At 67.1% G+C, this 18,823-nt stretch carries 18 protein-coding genes; 8 read left to right on the top strand and 10 right to left on the bottom strand.

The features are described from left to right. Positions 1–410 precede the first annotated feature (410 nt). Both AC1D2F_RS21105 and AC1D2F_RS21100 read left to right on the top strand, forming a co-directional pair. Positions 411–1,634 (top strand): cobalamin-independent methionine synthase II family protein, encoded by a 1,224-nt coding sequence (locus AC1D2F_RS21105; protein WP_229995601.1) that lies wholly within the window; start codon positions 411–413, stop codon positions 1,632–1,634. A gap of 173 nt (positions 1,635–1,807) precedes the next feature. Further along, the gene (locus AC1D2F_RS21100; protein WP_229995600.1) at positions 1,808–2,437 is read left to right on the top strand and encodes a uracil-DNA glycosylase family protein; all 630 of its coding nucleotides are present in this window, start codon (positions 1,808–1,810) and stop codon (positions 2,435–2,437) included. Positions 2,438–2,516: 79 nt separating this feature from the next. On the opposite strand, the gene AC1D2F_RS21095 is transcribed toward AC1D2F_RS21100, so the two are convergent. The 3 genes from AC1D2F_RS21095 to AC1D2F_RS21085 all read right to left on the bottom strand — a co-directional run bounded on the left by AC1D2F_RS21095 (position 2,517) and on the right by AC1D2F_RS21085 (position 4,854). Continuing rightward, positions 2,517–2,942, bottom strand: a complete 426-nt coding sequence (locus AC1D2F_RS21095; RefSeq protein WP_229995977.1) for a DUF3151 domain-containing protein — start codon at positions 2,940–2,942, stop codon at positions 2,517–2,519. A 2-nt stretch (positions 2,943–2,944) separates the two neighbouring features. Beyond that, entirely contained in the window at positions 2,945–3,964 is a 1,020-nt protein-coding gene (fbaA, locus tag AC1D2F_RS21090; protein ID WP_091565009.1) for a class II fructose-bisphosphate aldolase, read from the bottom strand. A 236-nt stretch (positions 3,965–4,200) separates the two neighbouring features. Continuing rightward, entirely contained in the window at positions 4,201–4,854 is a 654-nt protein-coding gene (locus tag AC1D2F_RS21085) for a TrmH family RNA methyltransferase (RefSeq protein ID WP_229995978.1), read from the bottom strand. Positions 4,855–4,950: 96 nt separating this feature from the next. Between AC1D2F_RS21085 and AC1D2F_RS21080 the strand changes: the two genes are divergently transcribed. Next, positions 4,951–5,805, top strand: a complete 855-nt coding sequence (locus AC1D2F_RS21080; protein WP_229995976.1) for an HAD-IIA family hydrolase — start codon at positions 4,951–4,953, stop codon at positions 5,803–5,805. Positions 5,806–5,813: 8 nt separating this feature from the next. On the opposite strand, the gene AC1D2F_RS21075 is transcribed toward AC1D2F_RS21080, so the two are convergent. The 4 genes from AC1D2F_RS21075 to pyrE form a co-directional block, all read right to left on the bottom strand. Then, positions 5,814–6,854: a thioesterase domain-containing protein gene (locus AC1D2F_RS21075; protein WP_414645503.1), complete on the bottom strand. Its 1,041-nt coding sequence runs from the start codon at positions 6,852–6,854 to the stop codon at positions 5,814–5,816. 95 nt (positions 6,855–6,949) lie between these two features. Beyond that, positions 6,950–7,495 carry a hypothetical protein gene (locus AC1D2F_RS21070; protein ID WP_476967640.1) on the bottom strand — a complete coding sequence of 182 codons (546 nt, stop codon included), beginning with the start codon at positions 7,493–7,495 and terminating at the stop codon, positions 6,950–6,952. A gap of 95 nt (positions 7,496–7,590) precedes the next feature. After that, positions 7,591–8,364 (bottom strand): GAF and ANTAR domain-containing protein, encoded by a 774-nt coding sequence (locus tag AC1D2F_RS21065; protein ID WP_229995973.1) that lies wholly within the window; start codon positions 8,362–8,364, stop codon positions 7,591–7,593. A 97-nt stretch (positions 8,365–8,461) separates the two neighbouring features. Beyond that, positions 8,462–9,046 (bottom strand): orotate phosphoribosyltransferase, encoded by a 585-nt coding sequence (gene pyrE, locus AC1D2F_RS21060; protein ID WP_229995972.1) that lies wholly within the window; start codon positions 9,044–9,046, stop codon positions 8,462–8,464. An 87-nt stretch (positions 9,047–9,133) separates the two neighbouring features. Here pyrE and acsA point away from each other — a divergent pair, with 87 nt between their 5' ends. Genes acsA through AC1D2F_RS21035 form a run of 5 tightly spaced genes read left to right on the top strand, consistent with a single transcriptional unit; the run spans position 9,134 to position 14,713 of the window. Beyond that, complete coding sequence (gene acsA / locus AC1D2F_RS21055; RefSeq protein WP_476967639.1) at positions 9,134–10,996, top strand: acetate--CoA ligase; 1,863 nt, start codon at positions 9,134–9,136, stop codon at positions 10,994–10,996. After that, positions 10,993–12,063, top strand: coding sequence for a pyruvate dehydrogenase (acetyl-transferring) E1 component subunit alpha (gene pdhA, locus AC1D2F_RS21050; protein ID WP_476967638.1), 1,071 nt, complete (start codon positions 10,993–10,995; stop codon positions 12,061–12,063). The genes acsA and pdhA overlap by 4 nt, the downstream gene beginning before the upstream one ends. After that, positions 12,060–13,040 (top strand): alpha-ketoacid dehydrogenase subunit beta, encoded by a 981-nt coding sequence (locus AC1D2F_RS21045; RefSeq protein WP_476967637.1) that lies wholly within the window; start codon positions 12,060–12,062, stop codon positions 13,038–13,040. Before pdhA ends, AC1D2F_RS21045 begins: the two co-directional genes overlap by 4 nt. After that, the gene (locus tag AC1D2F_RS21040) at positions 13,033–14,457 is read left to right on the top strand and encodes a 2-oxo acid dehydrogenase subunit E2 (RefSeq protein ID WP_476967636.1); all 1,425 of its coding nucleotides are present in this window, start codon (positions 13,033–13,035) and stop codon (positions 14,455–14,457) included. The genes AC1D2F_RS21045 and AC1D2F_RS21040 overlap by 8 nt, the downstream gene beginning before the upstream one ends. A gap of 13 nt (positions 14,458–14,470) precedes the next feature. Further along, positions 14,471–14,713: an acyl carrier protein gene (locus AC1D2F_RS21035; RefSeq protein WP_229995999.1), complete on the top strand. Its 243-nt coding sequence runs from the start codon at positions 14,471–14,473 to the stop codon at positions 14,711–14,713. Between the two features lie 82 nt (positions 14,714–14,795). On the opposite strand, the gene AC1D2F_RS21030 is transcribed toward AC1D2F_RS21035, so the two are convergent. The 3 genes from AC1D2F_RS21030 to AC1D2F_RS21020 all read right to left on the bottom strand — a co-directional run. Next, entirely contained in the window at positions 14,796–16,043 is a 1,248-nt protein-coding gene (locus tag AC1D2F_RS21030) for an FAD-dependent oxidoreductase (protein ID WP_229995998.1), read from the bottom strand. Positions 16,044–16,226: 183 nt separating this feature from the next. Further along, positions 16,227–18,500 carry a gluconokinase, GntK/IdnK-type gene (locus AC1D2F_RS21025; protein WP_476967635.1) on the bottom strand — a complete coding sequence of 758 codons (2,274 nt, stop codon included), beginning with the start codon at positions 18,498–18,500 and terminating at the stop codon, positions 16,227–16,229. Between the two features lie 25 nt (positions 18,501–18,525). Continuing rightward, a partial coding sequence (locus AC1D2F_RS21020) for an enolase C-terminal domain-like protein (RefSeq protein ID WP_476967634.1) occupies positions 18,526–18,823 on the bottom strand: 298 nt, incomplete at its 5' end.

Here is an 18,823-nt window from a genome sequence, read left to right as displayed (position 1 = left end):
CAGGTGGTCGCCACAGCTCAGCGCCGTTCATGAGAATGCCCCGAATCTACCGCTGTGCTCTTACCCAACGCTAGAGTTCCGGGGCTCTTACCACCCAAGTTTAGCCGAAAACGGTCACCGGCATGGCTTTGGGTCCTTGTTTGGACGTGTCAGCAAGCTTGTGGGGAACGCCAGGGCGGCTTCCGCGAGTGAGGGCCACGCCTCCGCGGAGGCCGCAGGCACTTCCACCCAGTCCTTGAACGGGCGCCCCATCCCGGACGGATCAAAGAGCTGCCCGCCGGGGAGTTCGAGGGAGCGGATAGCTGCATCTTTCACCAAGTGGCCCGACACATAGCGGGCACCACTTGCGGGAGCGCCCGTAGTGGAATTGAGTGGGAGTGAGGATCCCGAGCGCCGAAAGGAAACGTGCCATGTCCCGGAACAGCGGGTCCCAGAACAGCGACCACATCCGCGTGACCCATGCCGGCTCGTTGCCCCGCACGCCCGAGCTGATCGCCGCGAACGAGGCCAGGGAAACCGACGGCATCACGCCCGAATTCCTGGACCTGCTCGAAACCTCGGTGGCCGACGTCGTCCAGCGCCAAAAGGATCTGGGCATCGACATCCCCAATGACGGCGAGTACGGGCACACGATGTCCAGCTCCGTGGACTACGGCGCCTGGTGGAATTACTCCTTCTCCCGGCTGGGCGGACTGGTGCCGACCGACGTGGACCGCTGGGCCGACGCCAAGGTGCACCGTTCCTCGCCGGGCCACATCGTCCTGACCTCCTTCCCCGACCGCCGGGACCGGCTGAAGTTCGACGACGCCTACAACGACCCCTCCTCCGGAATCCTGGCCCACCGCAAGGCCGTCACGCAGCCGAAGATCGCGGGGCCGCTGACGTACACCGGCCAAAAACTCGTGGCCTCGGACATTGCCAACCTCAAGACCGGCCTGGCCGCGGCCGGGCTGACCGAGGGATTCGTCGCCTCCCTCTCCCCCGGCTCATGCGCCCGCGTGGCCAACGAGTACTACCGGAGCGACGAGGAACTCCTCTACGCCTGTGCCGACGCGATGCGTGAGGAATACAAAGCCATCATCGACGCCGGCCTGACGGTCCAGCTCGACGACCCCTCCCTGGCCGAGAGCTGGGACCAGATCAACCCCGAGCCGAGCCTGGCTGACTACCTGAAGTTCATCCAGCTCCGGGTCGAAGCAACAAACTGGGCGCTGCGCGATCTTCCCCAGGAGCAGATCCGGCTGCATGTCTGCTGGGGTTCCTGGCACGGCCCGCACACCACGGACATCCCCTTCGCGAACATCGTCGACTCAGTCCTGCAGATCAATGCCGGCGGCTACTCGTTCGAGGCGGCCAACGTCCGGCACGAGCACGAATGGCGCGTCTGGGAGGGCGCGTTGCTGCCCGAGGGGAAGGTCATCATCCCGGGCGTCGTCTCGCACGCCACCAATGTCGTGGAGCACCCGGACCTCGTGGCCGACCGGATCGTGCGCTTCGCGGACCTCGTGGGGCGTCAAAATGTGATTGCTTCCACAGATTGCGGGCTGGGCGGCAGGGTGCATCCGCAAATTGCGTACGCCAAGCTGGAGGCCCTCAGCGAAGGGGCACGCCGCGCCACCAAGCGGCTCTGGTAGCCCAGGCCGGGGCCGGCGCCGCATTTCGCAGGGCTTGATAGACTGATAAGGATCGACCAGGAATCGGTCCACACCACATTTTCAAACCACACCATTGCTCCGCATGCCCGGTATTCGGCGTGTTCGCATCCGGTGTGGCTGCTTTGCCAATCCCGCAGGAGACCCAGCAACATATGACAGCCCTGGCCACCGAAAATTTCCGCGAAGAGCTCCTGAGCCGCCGGTACGAACCTAGCATTGCCCCCGTCAACGAGCTCCTTGACGCTCTCCAGGCAACCAAGGCTGGCACCACTGTCCCCTACGTGGACCCCATGCACGACGTCGATGAGTGCCGCATCATCAGCCTGTACTCCAACATCGGCACCGCGGATGCGTCAGGCTTCATCACCGCCGGCGAAGACGAGGCGGCCACCCGCATGCTGGGAATCCAGTGGAAGCTGGGCCTGCGCCCCGAATTCGTCATGCCGTGGAACGTCCACCCGTGGTACGTCCCCGGCGAGCCCAACGGCAAATTCACGCCGGACCAGATTTCCGCAGGCCTCAAGCCGCTGCTGAAGTTCCTGGCCCTCGTGCCCCGCGCCTCCGTGATCGTGGCCCACGGCACCGAGGCCAACCGCCTGGCCAACCTGCTGCTCAAGACCGAAGTGCCCATGATCTGGCGCCGCGGCCTGAAGACCTACAAGGTCCGCTCACTCAGCGGCCGGGCATTCGCCGGCACTCCGGCCCGGCAGGAAGAGTACCTGGCGGAGATGCACACCGCGTACGCGGATGCCATGGCCCGCACAGGCCTGGCCAAGGCCTGATCCCCACCCACCCGCACGCATTAACGACGGCGGGCTCCCACCTTGAGGTGGGAGCCCGCCTTCGTCGGTTAACCGCGCGTCAGCCCTCGGACTCGATGGCGGCCCTTGCGCCGGGATCGGAATCCTTGAGGAACTTTTCGATCCGCTCCGGTTCCTCGGCCTCGCCGATCGCCGCGGACGCCCGGCCCAGCGAGTAGAGGGAGCGCAGGAAGCCGCGGTTGGGTTCGTGCTCCCACGGGATCGGCCCGACGCCGCGCCAGCCGTTGCGGCGCAGCGAATCCAGGCCGCGGTGGTAGCCCACCCGCGAGTACGCGTAGGAATCGATGGTGCGGCCCTCGTCCCACGCTTCCTCGGCCAGGATGGCCCACAGGAGCGAGGACGTGGGGTGCTTGGCTACAAGGTCCACGGCTTCCTGGCCGAGCGCGAGGTGCTGGTAGATCTCAGTCTCGGCAGGCAGGAGCGTGGGCTCGGGGCCCATCAGGTTCTTGCGGAACTCGTCGGACATGGCTAGAAGGTCTTGCCGGTGGAGCCCAGCTGCTGGGCGGCCTCGACCACACGGGCGGCCAGACCGGCCTCGGCGGAAGCGCCCCAGACGCGGGGATCGTAAAGCTTCTTGCTGCCGACCTCGCCGTCGACCTTCAGCACGCCGTCGTAATTGCGGAACATGTGGTCCACCACCGGGCGGGTGTACGCGTACTGGGTGTCGGTGTCGATGTTCATCTTGATGACACCGTAGGAGACGGCGTCCGCGATTTCCTTGTCCGAGGAGCCGGAGCCGCCGTGGAACACGAGGTCGAACGGGTTGGACTTGCCGATCTTGGCGCCCACCTGCTCCTGGATGTCCTTGAGGATCTCCGGGCGGAGCTTGACGCCGCCCGGCTTGTATACGCCGTGCACGTTGCCGAAGGTCAGCGCCGTGATGTAGCGGCCGTTTTCGCCGGAACCGAGAGCGTCGATGGTGGCCAGGGCGTCCTCGACCGTGGTGTAAAGCTTGTCGTTGATGGCGTTCTCGACGCCGTCCTCCTCGCCGCCAACGGTGCCGATCTCAACTTCGAGGATCATCTTGGCGGCAGCCGTGCGCTCGAGCAGTTCCCGGGCGATCCGCAGGTTTTCCTGCAGGGTCTCGGCGGAGCCGTCCCACATGTGCGAGTTGAAGAAGGGGTTGCGGCCGGCCTTGACCTCTGCCTCGGAAGCGGCGAGCAGCGGGAGCACGAAGCCGTCCAGCTTGTCCTTGGGGCAGTGGTCCGTGTGCAGGGCGATGTTGACGCCGTAGTTCTTGGCGACCTCGCGGGCGAAGGCCGCGAAGCCCAGGGAGCCGGCAACCATGTCCTTGGTGGAGGCACCGGACCAGTAGGCCGCGCCGCCGGTGGAGACCTGGACGATGCCATCGGATTCCGCCTCGGCGAAGCCGCGCATGGCGGCGTTTAGGGTCTGGGAGGACGTGACGTTGACAGCCGGGAAGGCGAAGCCACCCGTCTTTGCACGGTCGATCATCTCGGAGTAGATCTCTGGGGTTGCAATGGGCATGCTGACTCCTAAAGTGAATTTCGTCTACGGGCTGGTGCTCCTGGAGGGAACCTCGTCGGCTAGGAACCATCCTAGTCATTCCTGCGCCGGGGCAGTGTCTCCGGTCACTGTGCCTGTGTAACACTCGCTCCCCCGGCGGTCCCGCCTGCCGCTCACCGCCCGAGCTTCCCGCCCAGACGGCAGTTCGCGGCAGTGTTGGGCGAAAGCATTGCCGTGAAGTGCCATCTCGGCGGCAGTTAGAGGTGCTGGCCGAACACGTGGCGGCGGATCCAGGCGTGCATCGCGATCGCGGCGGCAGAGGCCGCGTTGATGGAGCGGGTGGAGCCGAACTGCTCGATCGACAAGGTGTCCAGCGCCGCGTCGTGGACCTCAGGGGTCAGGCCCGGGCCCTCCTGGCCGAAGACCAGGACGCAGTCCCTGGGCAGTTCGTAGGTTTCCAGCGGGACGGAGTCCGGGAAGATGTCGATCCCGATGATCGCCAGCCCCTCCCCCTGCGCCCAGGTCACGAAGTCCTCAACGGTGGGGTGGTGGCGGACGTGCTGGTAGCGGTCGGTAACCATGGCCCCGCGGCGGTTCCACCGGCGTCGTCCGATGATGTGGACTTCCTTGGCGAGGAACGCGTTGGCGGTCCGGACCACGGTGCCGATGTTGAGGTCGTGCTGCCAGTTCTCGATCGCGATGTGGAAATTGTGGCGCTTGGAGTCCAGGTCCGCCACGATCGCCTCGTGCTTCCAGTAGCGGTATTTGTCCACCACGTTGCGCCGGTCGCCGTCCGCCAGGAGGTCCGGGTCCCAGTGCTCGCCCTGTGGAAGTTCGCCTTCCCAGGGGCCGACGCCGACCTCCGCCTTCGGTTCCGCCACTGCCGCCGGGTCCGCTGACGTCTCTGGCACAGGCTCTACGCCGGCGTCGCCGGGGATCTCGGGTTCAGTCACGCCTCAACATTAGACTGGGAGGCAGGTAGCGGCACACTTACGGCGGAGGACACCATGGCAGATCAGCGCGAAGAGCAGGGGACCGACTCAGACGGGGCACGTTCATATGCCTCGATGTACCGCAGTGGCCAGGAAATCGAATGCTGGCTCACGGACATGGACGGCGTGCTGGTCCACGAGAACCAGCCCATCCCGGGCGCCTCGGAGCTGATCCAGCGCTGGGTGGACACCTCCAAACGGTTCCTCGTGCTGACCAACAACTCGATCTTCACGCCCCGGGACCTCGCGGCCCGGCTCAGTTCTTCCGGACTGGAAATCCCGGAGGAGAACATCTGGACGTCGGCCCTGGCAACTGCCCAGTTCCTCAAGGACCAGGTCCGCGGCTCCGAATCGGGGAACCGCGCCTACACGATCGGCGAAGCAGGACTCACGACGGCGCTCCACGAGGCAGGCTTCATCCTCACCGACCAGAACCCCGACTTCGTGGTGCTCGGCGAGACCCGCACCTACTCGTTTGAAGCCATCACCATGGCCATCCGCCTGATCCTGGCCGGCGCGCGTTTCATCGCCACCAACCCGGACGCCACCGGGCCCTCGAAGGACGGCCCCATGCCTGCCACCGGGGCCATCGCCGCCCTCATCACCAAGGCCACGGGCCGCGAACCGTACATTGTGGGCAAGCCCAACCCGATGATGTTCCGCTCGGCGATGAACCAGATCGACGCGCATTCGGAAACCACAGCCATGATCGGCGACCGCATGGACACCGACATCATCGCCGGCATGGAAGCGGGCCTGCACACGGTGCTGGTGCTCAGCGGCATCACCCACCGGGACGACATCGCCGCGTACCCGTTCCGGCCGAACCAGATCCTGAATTCCGTGGCGGACCTCAAGAACCAGATCTGAGGAAACCCCTAGAACGCGGTCTTCTTCCCGCCGCCGCCCGGCAGCGGAAAGAGGTCGTCCTGGAGTTTGTCGATGATGGGCCGGTAGACGAACGGGCTCCAGCCCGGGCTCGCGTGCTCCGGCCTCGCCCCGTCGGTGCGCAGGTCATCCGAGGCCATGTTGGCTTTGAAGGTCAGCGACCACGTATCCCGGGCGGTCTCGTAGTCCACGGTCTTGTCCCGGGGGTTGCCGATGAACGCCATCTTTGTTTCGCCGAGTTTCCCGACGAAACGGCTTGCCTCAAAGTGGTAGATGTAGGCGGATTCGGACTGGATCAGCACGCTGGACGGCGCGAGCGGAGACAGCTGTTCCAGGGTCTGGTCCACTACTTGGCCCCAACTGCGCTCATTCTTGTGCAGCATCCTCTCGCCGAGCTCGTAGCCACCGCGCAGCACCGTAGGGAAGCGGAACCCGCTTTCGTAGAGCAGCACCACGCCCTCAAACCAGCTCTGGTCCAGCACGTCGTGCCGGCTCGCCGGGCTGGAATCCAGGAGGATGAACGCCACTTCGACGCCGTGCAGCTCGCGCAGCCGGGCAGCCACCTGAGTTGCCACCATGCCGCCGAAACTATGGCCGTAGAAGTAGAGGGTGGTGAGATTGTGGGCGCGGACGTACTCGATCACGGCAATGACCACCTCGTCGATGTCCAGCCCCTCGTTGGAATACCCGACGGCGCCGAGCCGGCCCCTCTTGTTCAAGGATCCGCGCAAGGCGTTCAGGATCCACAGGGCTTCTTCCCAGCCCGTCTTGTAGCCGGGGAACAGGATCCAGCTGGCGTGGGGATAGTACAGTTCGGCGACGTCATCCGGCACTTCGAGGATCCGGGTGACACGCCGATCGGTCTGCACGCGCCGCGTGAACAGCATGTCCGCCGCCAGCAGTGAAGCGGACCCGGCGCCGATCAGGAATGTCCGCCGGGAAACCCGTTTAAGCTCGACGGCGCGGCGGAGCATGCGGGCCTCGGCAGCACCGGGGCCTCGCGGATGGTTCGGTTCCATCTCGGCCGGCACATTACTACCGTATCCACGGTCCGGCGGGGATGAGAAACCCGACCAATCCGGAAGACAGAAGGGCAGCCTGGAGCGGCGTTGCCGCCGCTGGCCGGCTAGACAGGCTCGGGCTCGCGGCCGACCTCGCGACGGCTGATCTCCATGCCGATCTCGTCATACGTTGCCAGCAGTTCCGAGCGGGCCATGTCAGCGGGGTCATCGAGCAGGCCGAACACACAGTCGCTCGCGGCGAAAAGTTCGTCGTCGGAGAACCGGGTCAGCCGCCGGGTGCCGGAGGGATCGATGGAGGACAGGAATTCCCCGGACATGTCCAGGGCGGGCAATGCGGCGGAATCGTCGCGGTGCGCGGTCAGCTCCAGGGAAACGCCGCCGGGGGCGGGCATGCCGGCGATGTCCGAGCCGGCGCTCCCGCCGTCGATCGCGTTGAGGTCGTTGCGCAGGCCGGCCAGCGCCGATGATTCCACAAATGCGGCCAGGCCGAGGTCGACGCGGATGTGCGAGATGATCCCCATGCGGCGAACGCGCTGGACAATGTGCGTCAGGGAGGGGCGGGAGGCTTGCGTGAGGCTCCCCCGGACACTAATCCGGACGACGTCGGAAACGACATCGAGTTTGACGTGGGCTTGCAGTGTCTGGTCCATAGGTACTCCAAAGAAGGATGTCTATGGCCGACGGCTCAACCTCATTCAGCGTATCCGCGCTTGTGGTTGCACACAAGTCATAGGCGACTGCCGGTTCAGCCCGCCTGTCGCCGGTCCGGCTCTTCGTAGTGCGTCCGGGTTGCCGTTCCGCCCACAGACTGCACCAGGGAGGTGGCGATATCGCGGAGTTTGACGTTGCCGTTACTGGACGCATCGGTGAGGATCCGGACCGCGGTTTCCTGGTCGCAGCGGTTCTGCGCCATGACGATCCCGATCGCCATGTCGATGACGGTCCGGGATTCAAGGGTGGCGCGCAGGTTGGTGGCGCTGTCCGTGTGCAGCGAGAAGCGGACTGCCAGCCGCAGCGCCTGGGAGATTTCACGGGTGTAGCCGCGGGCCCGGACAGCGACGTCGCCGTCGAACTTGTGCGGGACATCGGAGTAGAGGTTCAGCGCCGCCTGGGCTTCGCCCTGGAGGTGGAAAGGCACCGACAACACCGAGCGCAGGCCGTGCGAGGCGACGGCGGAGGCATAGTCAGGGCCCCAGCGGTCCTCGTCGAAGAGGTCAGGGACGTAGACTTCCCGTTCCTCCTTGGCAGCGGTCAGGCATGGGCCCTGGGACAGTGAGTACTGGATCTCGTCCACTTCACGGGCGGAGTCACTGCTCCACCCGATCGTGGCGGCCTTACGGTCCCGGAGCAGGGTAATTCCGCACAGCGCGTCGTCGCCGGAGCCCGCCACCTGGTGCGCGGAAAAACGCGCGAGTTCGTTCAGGAACACTTCGAAGTCCGCGCTGTCCAGGATCAGGTTCTGGATCTGGTCGACAGTGCCGACGGAGTCAGCCCTCAAGTCTTCGGGGTGCGGGAGCATGGCGCGTTTCTCCAGATGCGGGTACGGACGGGGGTATTTAAGAAATGATAAGTCACCCCCTGTACCCCGTCCATCCCCGTCAGCCGAGGGCGGAGCGCTAGTTGAGGCCCAGTTCGTCCTTGCCGAAGGCGAAGAGATACGGAACACCGGCTTCGGCCTCGATCTTTTCCTTGGCTCCCGTGTCGCGGTCCACGATCACGGCGACGGCCACCACGTTGCCGCCGGCCTTACGGACGCCTTCGACGGCGGTCAGCGCGGAACCGCCGGTGGTTGAGGTGTCCTCCAGGACCAGGACCTTGCGACCCTCGACCGAGGGACCTTCCACCTGGCGGCCCATGCCGTAGGACTTCTGCGCCTTGCGGACAACGAACGCGTCCACCGGGCGGCCGGCGTCGACGGCGGCATGCATGACGGCGGTGCCCACCGGATCTGCCCCCATGGTGAGCCCGCCGGCGCACTCGAAATCGATCCCGGCGTCCTCCATCAGGGAGAGCATGACCTGTCCCACCAGCTTGGACGCCTCGTGGTGCAGCGTGATGCGGCGCAGGTCAATGTAGTAGTCGGCTTCCGCTCCGCTGGAGAGAATGACCTTGCCGCGGACGACGGCCAGTTCCTTGATCAGTTCCAGGAGTCGGGCACGGGCAGAGGCAGCGTCAGCTGCGAAGTCACGGGTGGCAGTCATGGGTCCCAGTTTAGTGGCTGGTCCGGGGCCGACGGCCCGGGACCTTTTACTCTTGGCGGCACCGGCACACGGGAGTCGGATGGAACCATGACGGCAGGAACCGAACCATCCATGCGTTGGCCTGCGATCACCAAAGACATCGGCAGTTTCCGGGTCCGGCCGAACCTGGTGGACTATGACGCGGCGCGCGCGGCGTTCACCTGGGATGAGGGCCGACGCGCCCTGTCCGGGCTCCCCGGTGGCCGCGGCCTCAACATTGCCTACGAGGCAGTGGACCGGCACGCGGCCGGCAGCGGCGCCGGCCGGGAGGCTCTGCGGTTCGTCCGGGCCGATGGCAGCACGCACTCGCTGAACTACGCCGAACTCGCGGAACAGACCAACCGCTTCGCCGGGGTCCTGCGCAGTCTGGGCATCCGCCGCGGGGAACGGGTTTTCTCCCTCACCGGCCGCGGCCCGGACCTGTACGTCGCGGTGCTCGGCACGTTCAAGAACGCGAGCGTGTTCTGCCCGTTGTTCTCCGCGTTCGGCCCCGAGCCCGTGCGGCAGCGCCTCTTGCTCGGCTCCGGCCGGGCGCTGGTGACCACGCGGGCGCTATACCGCCGGAAGATCGCCCAGCTCCGCGAGCAGCTCCCGGAACTGCGCCACGTCCTGCTCATCGACGCCGAAGGCGATCCGGAGCCCGGAACCCTGGACCTGACAGCCCTCATGCGGGAAGCCCCGCCGGACGGGGAGATCGCGGCAACCCAACCCGAAGACATGGCCCTGCTGCACTTCACCTCCGGCACCACCGGCACCCCGAAAGGCGCCATCCACGTGCACGACGCCGTGACCGCCCACCACGCGACCGGCACCTTTGCCCTGGACCTGCACCCCGGGGACGTCTACTGGTGCACGGCGGACCCCGGCTGGGTCACCGGAACCTCGTACGGCGTGATCGCACCCCTGAGCCACGGGGTGACGGCCATCGTGGACGAGGAGGAAATGGACGCAGACCGGTGGTACCGGATCCTCGCCGAACAGGGAGTCACGGTCTGGTACACGGCCCCGACGGCCTTGCGCATGCTCATGAAAGCCGGGACCGGCCGGACCGCGGGACACGACCTCTCCGCCCTGCGTTTCGTCGCCAGCGTCGGCGAGCCGCTCAACCCCGAGGTGGTGGTGTGGGGGCAGGAGGCGTTCGGGCAGCCGGTGCATGACAACTGGTGGCAGACCGAAACCGGCGGCATCATGATTTCCAACTACGCCGCCACTGAGATCCGGCCCGGTTCCATGGGCCGGCCGCTCCCCGGCGTCGAGGCAGCCCTCGTGGCCCGGGACCCGGACGGCAAGCCCGTCATCCGCGACGGCGAAGCGGCGCTGGTCACGGCCCCCGACGCCATGGGGGAACTGGCTCTCCGGCCCGGCTGGCCCTCCATGTTCCGCGGCTACCTGCACGAGGAGGAGCGCTACCGCCGCTGCTTCGCCGGCGGCTGGTACCTGACCGGGGATCTGGCCAGACGCGACGCCGACGGCTACTACTGGTTTGTCGGCCGGGGCGACGACGTCATCAAGTCCTCGGGGCACCTGATCGGCCCGTTCGAGGTGGAGAGTTCCCTCATGGAGCACCCGGCCGTGGCCGAAGCCGGTGTGATCGGAGTTCCGGACCCGGTGGCCGGCGAGGTAGTCAAGGCCTTCGTTGAGCTCCGGACCGGCTGGGACCCGTCCGGGGAGCTGGCACTGGAGATCATCGGATTCGCCCGCAAGCGGCTGGGCCCCGCCGTCGCACCGCGGCTGCTCGACTTCACCACCGCGCTGCCCAAGACCCGCAGCGGGAAGATCCTCCGGCGCCTGCTCAAGGCCCGGGAGCTCGGTCTGCCAGAGGGCGATACCTCCACCATCGAAACGCCCCCGGCCCCGGCGAGCGCCCCACACCCCAAGCAGCCGGCCCCGACAAAGCAGGCGCCGAAATGACGGGCACGGCGGGCCCGCGCGGAGGCCCCGTGGACGCGGCCCACGGCCGGGAACTGCTGCTGCAGATGCTTCGTGTCCGCCAGCTCGAAGAGAAATGTGTCGAGCTCTACAGTGCCGCCAAAATCCGCGGCTTCCTGCATGTCTACATTGGCGAGGAGGCCGTCGCCGCCGGCGTCCTGTCGTCCCTGGAACCGGAAGACGCCGTGGTCGCGACCTACCGGGAGCACGGCCACGCGCTGTTGCGCGGCGTCTCGGCCGGGGCGATCCTCGCCGAAATGTACGGCTACGTTGAAGGGTGCTGCCGCGGGCGCGGCGGGTCAATGCACCTCTTCGACGCCGGCACCCGATTCTTCGGCGGCAACGCGATCGTCGCCGGGGGCCTGCCGCTCGCCGTCGGCCTGGCGCTCGCCGACAAGATGGCCGAACGCACCAACGTCACGGTGTGTTTCTTCGGCGAAGGCGCCGTGGCCGAAGGCGAATTCCACGAAAGCCTCAACCTGGCGGCCCTCTGGCAGCTGCCCGTGCTGTTCTGCTGCGAGAACAATCTCTACGCCATGGGAACCGCGCTGGCCCGCTCCGAATCGCAGACGGACATCGCCCTCAAGGCCGCCGTGTACGAGATCCCCGCATGGGCCGTGGACGGAATGGACGTCCTGGCCGTCGAGGAGGGTGCGCGCCGCGCAGTGGACGCCGTCCGCTCCGGCGGCGGACCGCACTTCCTGGAGCTGAGGACCTACCGCTTCCGGGCCCATTCCATGTTTGATCCCGAACGTTACCGCACGAAGGACGAGGTGGCGCGCTGGATGGAACGGGACCCGATCACGCTGCTGCGGACCGCTCTGGAGTCCGCGGGCCAGCTCACGGCCGCCGGGTGGGAGCAACTGCAGGCGGACGCCCAGGCGGAAATCGCGGCCGCCGTGGCCTTCGCCGAGGCCGGAACCCCGGAACCGGTGGAGGAACTGACCCGCTTTGTCTACAGCGAGCGTGTCGCCGGAGAAGGCACGGACACTGGCGCAGGCACGCAGTCAGCCGGAAAGCGTGCCGGAGAGGAAACCGGCGCGCCATGAAGTCCAGCTACCGTGAGGCGCTCCGTGCGGCCATCCGCGACGCCATGATCCGCGATGAGCGGGTGTTCCTGATGGGCGAGGACGTGGGCGCTTATGGCGGCTCGTTCGCGGTCAGTCTGGGCCTGCTGGAGGAGTTCGGCCCGAACCGGATCCGGGATACCCCGCTGTCGGAATCCGGGTTCGTCGGTGCCGGGATCGGGGCGGCCCTTGGCGGCATGCGCCCGATCGTGGAAATCATGACCGTCAACTTCAGCCTCCTGGCCCTCGACCAGATCGTGAATAACGCCGCCACCTTGCTGCACATGTCCGGCGGCCAGTTCCACGTGCCGCTCGTGATCCGGATGACCACCGGTGCGGGCCGCCAGCTCGGTGCCCAGCACTCGCACAGCCTCGAGGGCTGGTACGCGCATATCCCGGGTTTGCGGATTCTCGCCCCGGCTACCCTCGAAGACGCCCGCGGCATGCTGTGGACGGCGCTTCAGGACCCGGACCCCGTACTCATCTTCGAGCACGGCTCGCTGTACAACGTCCCCGGGGAACTTGCCGACGGCGCCGGCCCCGTGGACATCAGCACTGCCGCCATCCGGCGCCCCGGCAACGACATCTCGCTGATCACCTACGGCGGGACCCTCCCCGCGGTGCTCAGCGCCGCGGAACAGCTCGCGGCTGACGGGATCGACGCCGAGGTCCTGGACCTGCGCACGCTCCGACCGCTCGACGACGCCGCCATCCTGGCCTCCGTGACCCGTACGCACCGAGCCGTGGTGGTCGATGAAGGCTGGCGCAGCGGCAGCCTTTCGGCCGAGGTGAGCGCACGGATCACCGAACAGGCGTTTTTCGACCTCGATGCGCCGGTGGCCCGAGTCTGCAGCGCCGAGGTACCGATCCCCTATGCCAAGCACCTGGAACTGGCGGCACTCCCGTCCGAGGCGAAAATCGTGGCCGCGGCCAAAATGACGGTGGATACCAGTGGGTGACTTCCTGATGCCGTCACTCGGCGCTGACATGGAGCACGGCAAGATTGTCGAATGGCTGGTCAAGCCCGGTGACTATGTGCGCCGCGGGGACCTCGTGGCGGTCGTGGATACAGACAAGACCGTCATGGACGTGGAATCCTTCCAGGAGGGGGTGGTCGCCGAACTGCTGGTGGACCTCGGCGAGACTGTTCCGGTGGGAACCCCGCTGGCCCGGATCACCCAGACCCCGGCCGAGGTCGGGGTTCCGGAAGCGGTCCCGCCGCGGACGCCGTCGCCAGCCAGTGCGGCCAAGTCCCAGGTTCCGGAAGCGCCCGGCCCTGCGCCGGGTCCGCCGATCGCGCCACCGGTGCGGCACCTGGCGCACCAGCTGGGCGTGGACACCGGCAGGATCCAGGGCACCGGCAAAGACGGCACCATCACCCGGGCGGACGTGGAACACGCGATGGCGGCCAGGCCCGGCGATGCGGGCAGGGTGCGTGCCTCGCCGCGGGCCCGGCGCCTCGCGGCGGAGCTCGGGATCGGGCTGTCAACCGTGACCGGTACCGGGAGGAACGGCGCCGTGACGGTGGCCGACGTGCAGGGCGCCGCCAGCGCTGCGCGTCCGGGACTTCCGGAGACCGCCCTGCCCGTCGCCGGGCCGGAACTCGCAGGGCCGGAGCCAGGGGTGCCGGACCGCGGCATACCGGCACTGGCGACGCCGGAAGCGCCGGCGGCGCCTACGGCGCCAATAAAAGGGAGGCCGCCGTCGGAGCGCGTGGCCACCCTGCGCCGCGCCATCGGCGCCCTGATGACGCGCTCGAAGCAGACCATCCCGCACTACTACCTAAGCACCACGCTGGATCTGCGGGCCGCCGTCGAATGGATGCAGTCCGTCAACGCGCACCGGCCCGTCTCCGCCCGGCTGGTCTCCTCGGCGCTCCTGCTCAAGGCCGCGGCGCTGGCGGCACGGGACGTACCGGAGGTCAACGGATTTTACGACGCCGGCGAGTTCCGGCCCAGCGCCTCGGTCCACCTGGGCATAGCGGTGGCCCTGCGCCAGGGCGGCCTCGTGGCCCCGGCAATCCACGACGCCGACACCCTGCCCCTGGACGTGCTGATGGAGCAGTTGCGGGATCTTGTCAGCCGGGCCAGGGCCGGGCGGCTGCAGCGAGCGGAAATGGCCGATCCGACCCTGACCGTGACCAATCTCGGGGACCTCGGCGTGGACAGTGTCTACGGCGTGATCTACCCGCCCCAGGTCGCCATGGTGGGATTCGGGCGCGTAATGGAACAGCCTTGGGCCCAGAACGGGCTCCTCGGGGTCCGGCACGCTGTCATTGCCACGCTCTCGGCGGACCACCGGGTCAGCGACGGACTGCGCGGCGGCCGCTACCTGGCCCGGATCGACGAACTGCTGCAAGAACCGGAGCACCTGTGAAACCGGAGGAACCATGAACGAACAAGACGCCCGGGCGGCGGTGCAGTCCGCGATAGGCAAGGTGGCACCGGACGTGGACCTGGCCGAGGTGGACGAGGACGCCCGGCTGCGGCAGGACCTCGAGCTTGACTCGCTGGATTTCCTTCGGCTGGTGGAAACGATCGACACGGACACCGGCGTGGACATCCCGGAGCGTGACTACCCGGCAGTGTCCACGGTCAAGGGGCTCATCGGGTACCTCGCGGCGCACGGCTGACCCATCGGCTGCTCCGTAACCGCCGTTTTGAGAGCTCTAAAGGGCGGCTACGGAGCAATCGACGGTGGCGGACAGGCCGCGGCTAGGGCTGCGGCTGGGGTTCGGCCCGGCGTGCGAAGGCCGGTGCGTGCTCCGGGCGCGGACCGAAAGCGATAAAGCGGGGAATGATGGTGCGGAACACCGGAACGTGCCGGGCAAGGAAGAGTGCCGCGGACGGCGCCTTTGACCGCTTACCGGTCATGATCGGGACGAAGACCGCCCGCTGCATGACACGTTGCACGGTCTGCACGATGACGGTGGGCAGCCGCCGGCGTCGTTCGACTTTCTTGAGGTCTTCCGTGCTCACGCGGCCGCGGAGCAGTGCGGGGGCAAGGTACTCGGCGGTGGCCACCGCGTCCTGGATGGCGAGGTTGATTCCGACGCCGCCAGCCGGCGACATCGCATGGGCGGCGTCGCCAATGCACAGAAGCCCGTTGATGTGCCACGAGCGCAGCCGGTTCAGGCGCACGTCCAGCCAGTGGAGGTCATCGAGGGAACGGATGGCGTCAACGCGGTCGGCGAGGTCCGGGCGGAGCGCCGCGACCCGCCGCCGGAACCCTTCGACGCCCTCCGCGCGAATCCGGGCGTCGGTGCCCTTGGCCGCCAGGTAGCCCATTTGGTAGTAGTCGTTGCGGAACAGCGCCAGCAGCGCCTCGCCGGGGCCGAAGGCCGGCACGATGCCCGCCACCTCGCCAGTTTCGGAGGCATACCGCGGCAACCGGAACCACCAGGTATCGAACGGCACGGGAAACTCTTTCGGCGCCAGCCCGGCCGCGGCGCGGAGCACGGAATGACGGCCGTCCGTTGCGATCACGACGTCCGCCAGGAGTTCGTCCTGCGTGCCGTCCGGGGTCCGGAAGCGGACTCCGCGGACACGGCCCCCGTTGCGGACCAGCCCGGTGGCCGTACGGCTCATGAGCAGGGTGAATCCCGGCTCTTCGGCTGCGGCGGCGGCGAGGAAGTTCAGGAAATCCCATTGCGGCATCATGGCGACGTAGTTGTACGGCGGCGGCAGGGCGTTAAAGTCGCCCATGGTCACGGGCGGCCCGCCCGGGACGGGGAAAGCGACATTCTTCAGGCGGCTCTGCGGCAGCTGCCTGAAGTCCTGCCCGAGCCCGAGTTCGTCAATCAGCCGGATCGTGGAGGGGTGCACCGTGTCGCCACGAAAATCCCGCAGGAAGTCAGCGTGCTTCTCAAGGACTGTCACCTGCACCCCGGCCCGGGCCAGCAGCAGTCCAAGCATCATCCCCGCAGGTCCACCGCCCACCACCGCGCATCCGGTCTTCTCCATGGCCCCACGCTACGCCTGCACGGGGTGGCGCGGGAGGGGTTTTCGCGCAGGTTTTGGACCTGCGCTGCGGCTTCGGACCGGCGCGGCGGGGATCCGCGTAGCGCCGGCCCGAAACCCTGGCGCCAGCCCGAGAACGTAGCGGCGAGCCGAAACCTGGGCGCCGCGCAGCCCGGCGTCGCCGGCTTAGAGCCTGGTGTCGAAGGAGTCGCAGAAGACGTTCTCGTTGAACGTGCCCTGGAACTCCGACTTGCCCTGGATCTTCTCGATGGTCGCCCGAATGGCCTCGGGCGACCCGGCGTGGGCGTGGATGGCCGTCTTCACCATCGGCACGTCAATCAGGTGGTTGGGCTGGTTGAGCGAGACGAACACGGTGGGGACTTCGGTGGCGTACCAGGGAATCTCGGCCGCCATGGGTGTTGACCACTTGATCCGGATGGCTGCTTCCTGGGCGAAGCCTTTCACGTTGGCGAACACAAACGCGGCGTCGTACTTCTGCGCGTAATCCGCCGTGGCTTCCTCGGAGATGACCGACATGAAATTCACGCCCTCCTCCCCTACCGCCTTGCGCTGCGCCGCCGTCTTGAACAGATGGACTTCAAACCCGGCATTCTCGAGCTCGTCCCGGACGGTGTCCAGGTAGGCCAGAGGATCCGCCATGGTGAAATCCGCACCGCCGGAGATGCCGTACAGCCGGATCCGCTTGTGCGTCTCCGGGGTGATGGGCAGGTTCTGCGCAGTATCCTTCACCAACGTGACGGTCTTGTCCGCAACTTCGGCAGCGATGGCCAAATGGGCTGCGCTCCCGATCAGCTGCAGCGCTTCGACCGGCGGGACGAGGGATTCCCGTGCGGCCTTGTGCAGTCCGAGCGAGGCTTTCAGGCCCAGGATCCGGCGCAGGGCGTCCTGCAGCCGCACTTCCGTGATGACCCCGGACTTGAAGCCGTCCATCATGTACCGGAAATCTTCCGCGGGGTTGCGGAAGAACAGGAACATGTCACAGCCCGCCGCAATGGTGGCCGGCACAAGCTCGCTGCGCTTCATGGCCTGGGTGAGGCCGATCATCTGGGACGCGTCGGTGAGGATCAGCCCGTTGAAGCCGAGCTCGCCGCGGAGCAGGTCCTGGAGGAGTTCCGGCGCCAGGGTCGCGGGCAGGATGTCCTCCGCCGCCAGGCCGGGACGGAAATGCCGTGACAAGTCCGGCGCGCCGATGTGCCCGACCATGATGGACTGCACGCCGTGCCCGATCATCTCCCGGTACACATGCCCGTAGGTCCTGGTCCATTCCTCGTAGCCGAACGTGTTGTAGGACGTGACCACGTGCTGGTCGCGTTCGTCCAGGCCGTCCCCCGGGAAGTGCTTCATGGCGCACACGGTTGGCGATTCGCTGATGCCGTCGAAGTACTCCTTGGCCCGTTCCACCACGATTTCCGGGGTGTTGCCGAAGGCCCGGGTGGAGATGACGGTGTTGCGCCAGTTGTAGTGGATGTCCACGATCGGCGCGAAGGCCCAGTTGCAGCCCAGCGCGGCTGTCTCCACACCGGCAACGCGCCCCATCTGGCGGGCGATGTCCTTGTCCGGGTGCGAACCCGCCTGCAGGTGGGTCGAGACGAACGTCCCGTCGTCGCAGCTGCCGGCGCCGCCCATTTCGGGGTTCGACGCGATCAGCAGCGGTACCCGTGTCTTGGACTGCGCGTAGCGGATGTGTTCCTGCACGTCGGCTGACGGCCCCGGCCGGTACCGCATGCCGCCCACGTGGTACTGCTCCAGGACACCGTCGAGGTATTCCGGGGAGTAGTCGTTGTTGTGGTTGATGAACAGCTGCCCGATCTTTTCCTCATCCGTCATGGAGTCGATGGTGGACTCCACCCAGGCGATGGCGGATTCGTCGAGGTTGAACGGCGCGGCCTTCAGGTCCACCAGGAACCGGGTTGCATCGCCCTGCGGCCCGGCGAGGGCCGCAACAGCGTCATCTACGATCTGCTTCACCGGCGTGGCGATATCCACTACAACACTTGCTTCGTCGGACTGGAGTTCTTCCAGGGTTTCCAGCTGCGAATCCAGCAGTGAGAGCGGCATGAAGTGTCCCGGGCGTGCGGCCATGCGCTTGTGCAGCAGTTCCCGGGTGCCGTGCAGGTGCACGAACACTACGGATGAGTCCCCGCTGCGGATGATGTCGCGGTAGGAGCGCTTGAGCGCGCTGCACGCGATGACCAGACCGGAGTCCGACGCCGAGAAGCGCCTGCCGATTTCGGCCAGCCAGGGTGCCCGGTCGTCGTCGTCCAGCGGGATGCCGGAGGCCATCTTGTCGATGTTGGCCTGCGGGTGCAGCGAGTCGCCGTCGAGGAATTCCGCGCCGAGGCGGTCGGCGATAGCGGCGCCTACGGTGCTTTTGCCGCAACTCGTCACGCCCATCACCACGATGTGGGCGGGACCGGCGGTCTTCAGTTCACTTGTCATGGCCGGTTCACCAGTCATGGACGGTTCACCAGTCATGGACGGTGCCGTCGACGAGGCGGTTGTAAGGCAGGTAGGCCTGCTGGTAGGGGTAGGCGGCGGCGGCTTCGGCGTTGAATTCGACGCCGATGCCGGGCTTGTCTCCCGGGTGCAGGTAGCCGTCCACGAAGGTCATGGACTGTTCGAAGACCTCGTTGGTCGCATCCGAGTGCTGCATGTATTCCTGGATGCCGTAGTTGTGGATCGCCAGGCCGACGTGCAGCTGCGCGGCGAACCCGACCGGGGAGATGTCGGTGGGGCCGTGGAAGCCGGACTTGATCTGGTAC

Source organism: Arthrobacter sp. P1_B3, from assembly GCF_056406615.1.
The sequence above is the reverse complement of the archived record's forward strand: the minus strand, read 5'-3'. Positions and strand labels throughout refer to the sequence as shown.

What these genes read in the sequence shown, in the direction of transcription:
- AC1D2F_RS21105 (WP_229995601.1), top strand. Translation starts at nt 411, where the DNA reads ATGTCCCGGAACAGCGGGTCCCAGAACAGCGACCACATCCGCGTGACC.
- AC1D2F_RS21100 (WP_229995600.1), top strand. Translation starts at nt 1,808, where the DNA reads ATGACAGCCCTGGCCACCGAAAATTTCCGCGAAGAGCTCCTGAGCCGC.
- AC1D2F_RS21095 (WP_229995977.1), bottom strand. Translation starts at nt 2,942, where the DNA reads ATGTCCGACGAGTTCCGCAAGAACCTGATGGGCCCCGAGCCCACGCTC.
- fbaA (WP_091565009.1), bottom strand. Translation starts at nt 3,964, where the DNA reads ATGCCCATTGCAACCCCAGAGATCTACTCCGAGATGATCGACCGTGCA.
- AC1D2F_RS21080 (WP_229995976.1), top strand. Translation starts at nt 4,951, where the DNA reads ATGGCAGATCAGCGCGAAGAGCAGGGGACCGACTCAGACGGGGCACGT.
- AC1D2F_RS21070 (WP_476967640.1), bottom strand. Translation starts at nt 7,495, where the DNA reads ATGGACCAGACACTGCAAGCCCACGTCAAACTCGATGTCGTTTCCGAC.
- AC1D2F_RS21065 (WP_229995973.1), bottom strand. Translation starts at nt 8,364, where the DNA reads ATGCTCCCGCACCCCGAAGACTTGAGGGCTGACTCCGTCGGCACTGTC.
- pyrE (WP_229995972.1), bottom strand. Translation starts at nt 9,046, where the DNA reads ATGACTGCCACCCGTGACTTCGCAGCTGACGCTGCCTCTGCCCGTGCC.
- acsA (WP_476967639.1), top strand. Translation starts at nt 9,134, where the DNA reads ATGACGGCAGGAACCGAACCATCCATGCGTTGGCCTGCGATCACCAAA.
- pdhA (WP_476967638.1), top strand. Translation starts at nt 10,993, where the DNA reads ATGACGGGCACGGCGGGCCCGCGCGGAGGCCCCGTGGACGCGGCCCAC.
- AC1D2F_RS21045 (WP_476967637.1), top strand. Translation starts at nt 12,060, where the DNA reads ATGAAGTCCAGCTACCGTGAGGCGCTCCGTGCGGCCATCCGCGACGCC.
- AC1D2F_RS21035 (WP_229995999.1), top strand. Translation starts at nt 14,471, where the DNA reads ATGAACGAACAAGACGCCCGGGCGGCGGTGCAGTCCGCGATAGGCAAG.
- AC1D2F_RS21030 (WP_229995998.1), bottom strand. Translation starts at nt 16,043, where the DNA reads ATGGAGAAGACCGGATGCGCGGTGGTGGGCGGTGGACCTGCGGGGATG.
- AC1D2F_RS21025 (WP_476967635.1), bottom strand. Translation starts at nt 18,500, where the DNA reads ATGACAAGTGAACTGAAGACCGCCGGTCCCGCCCACATCGTGGTGATG.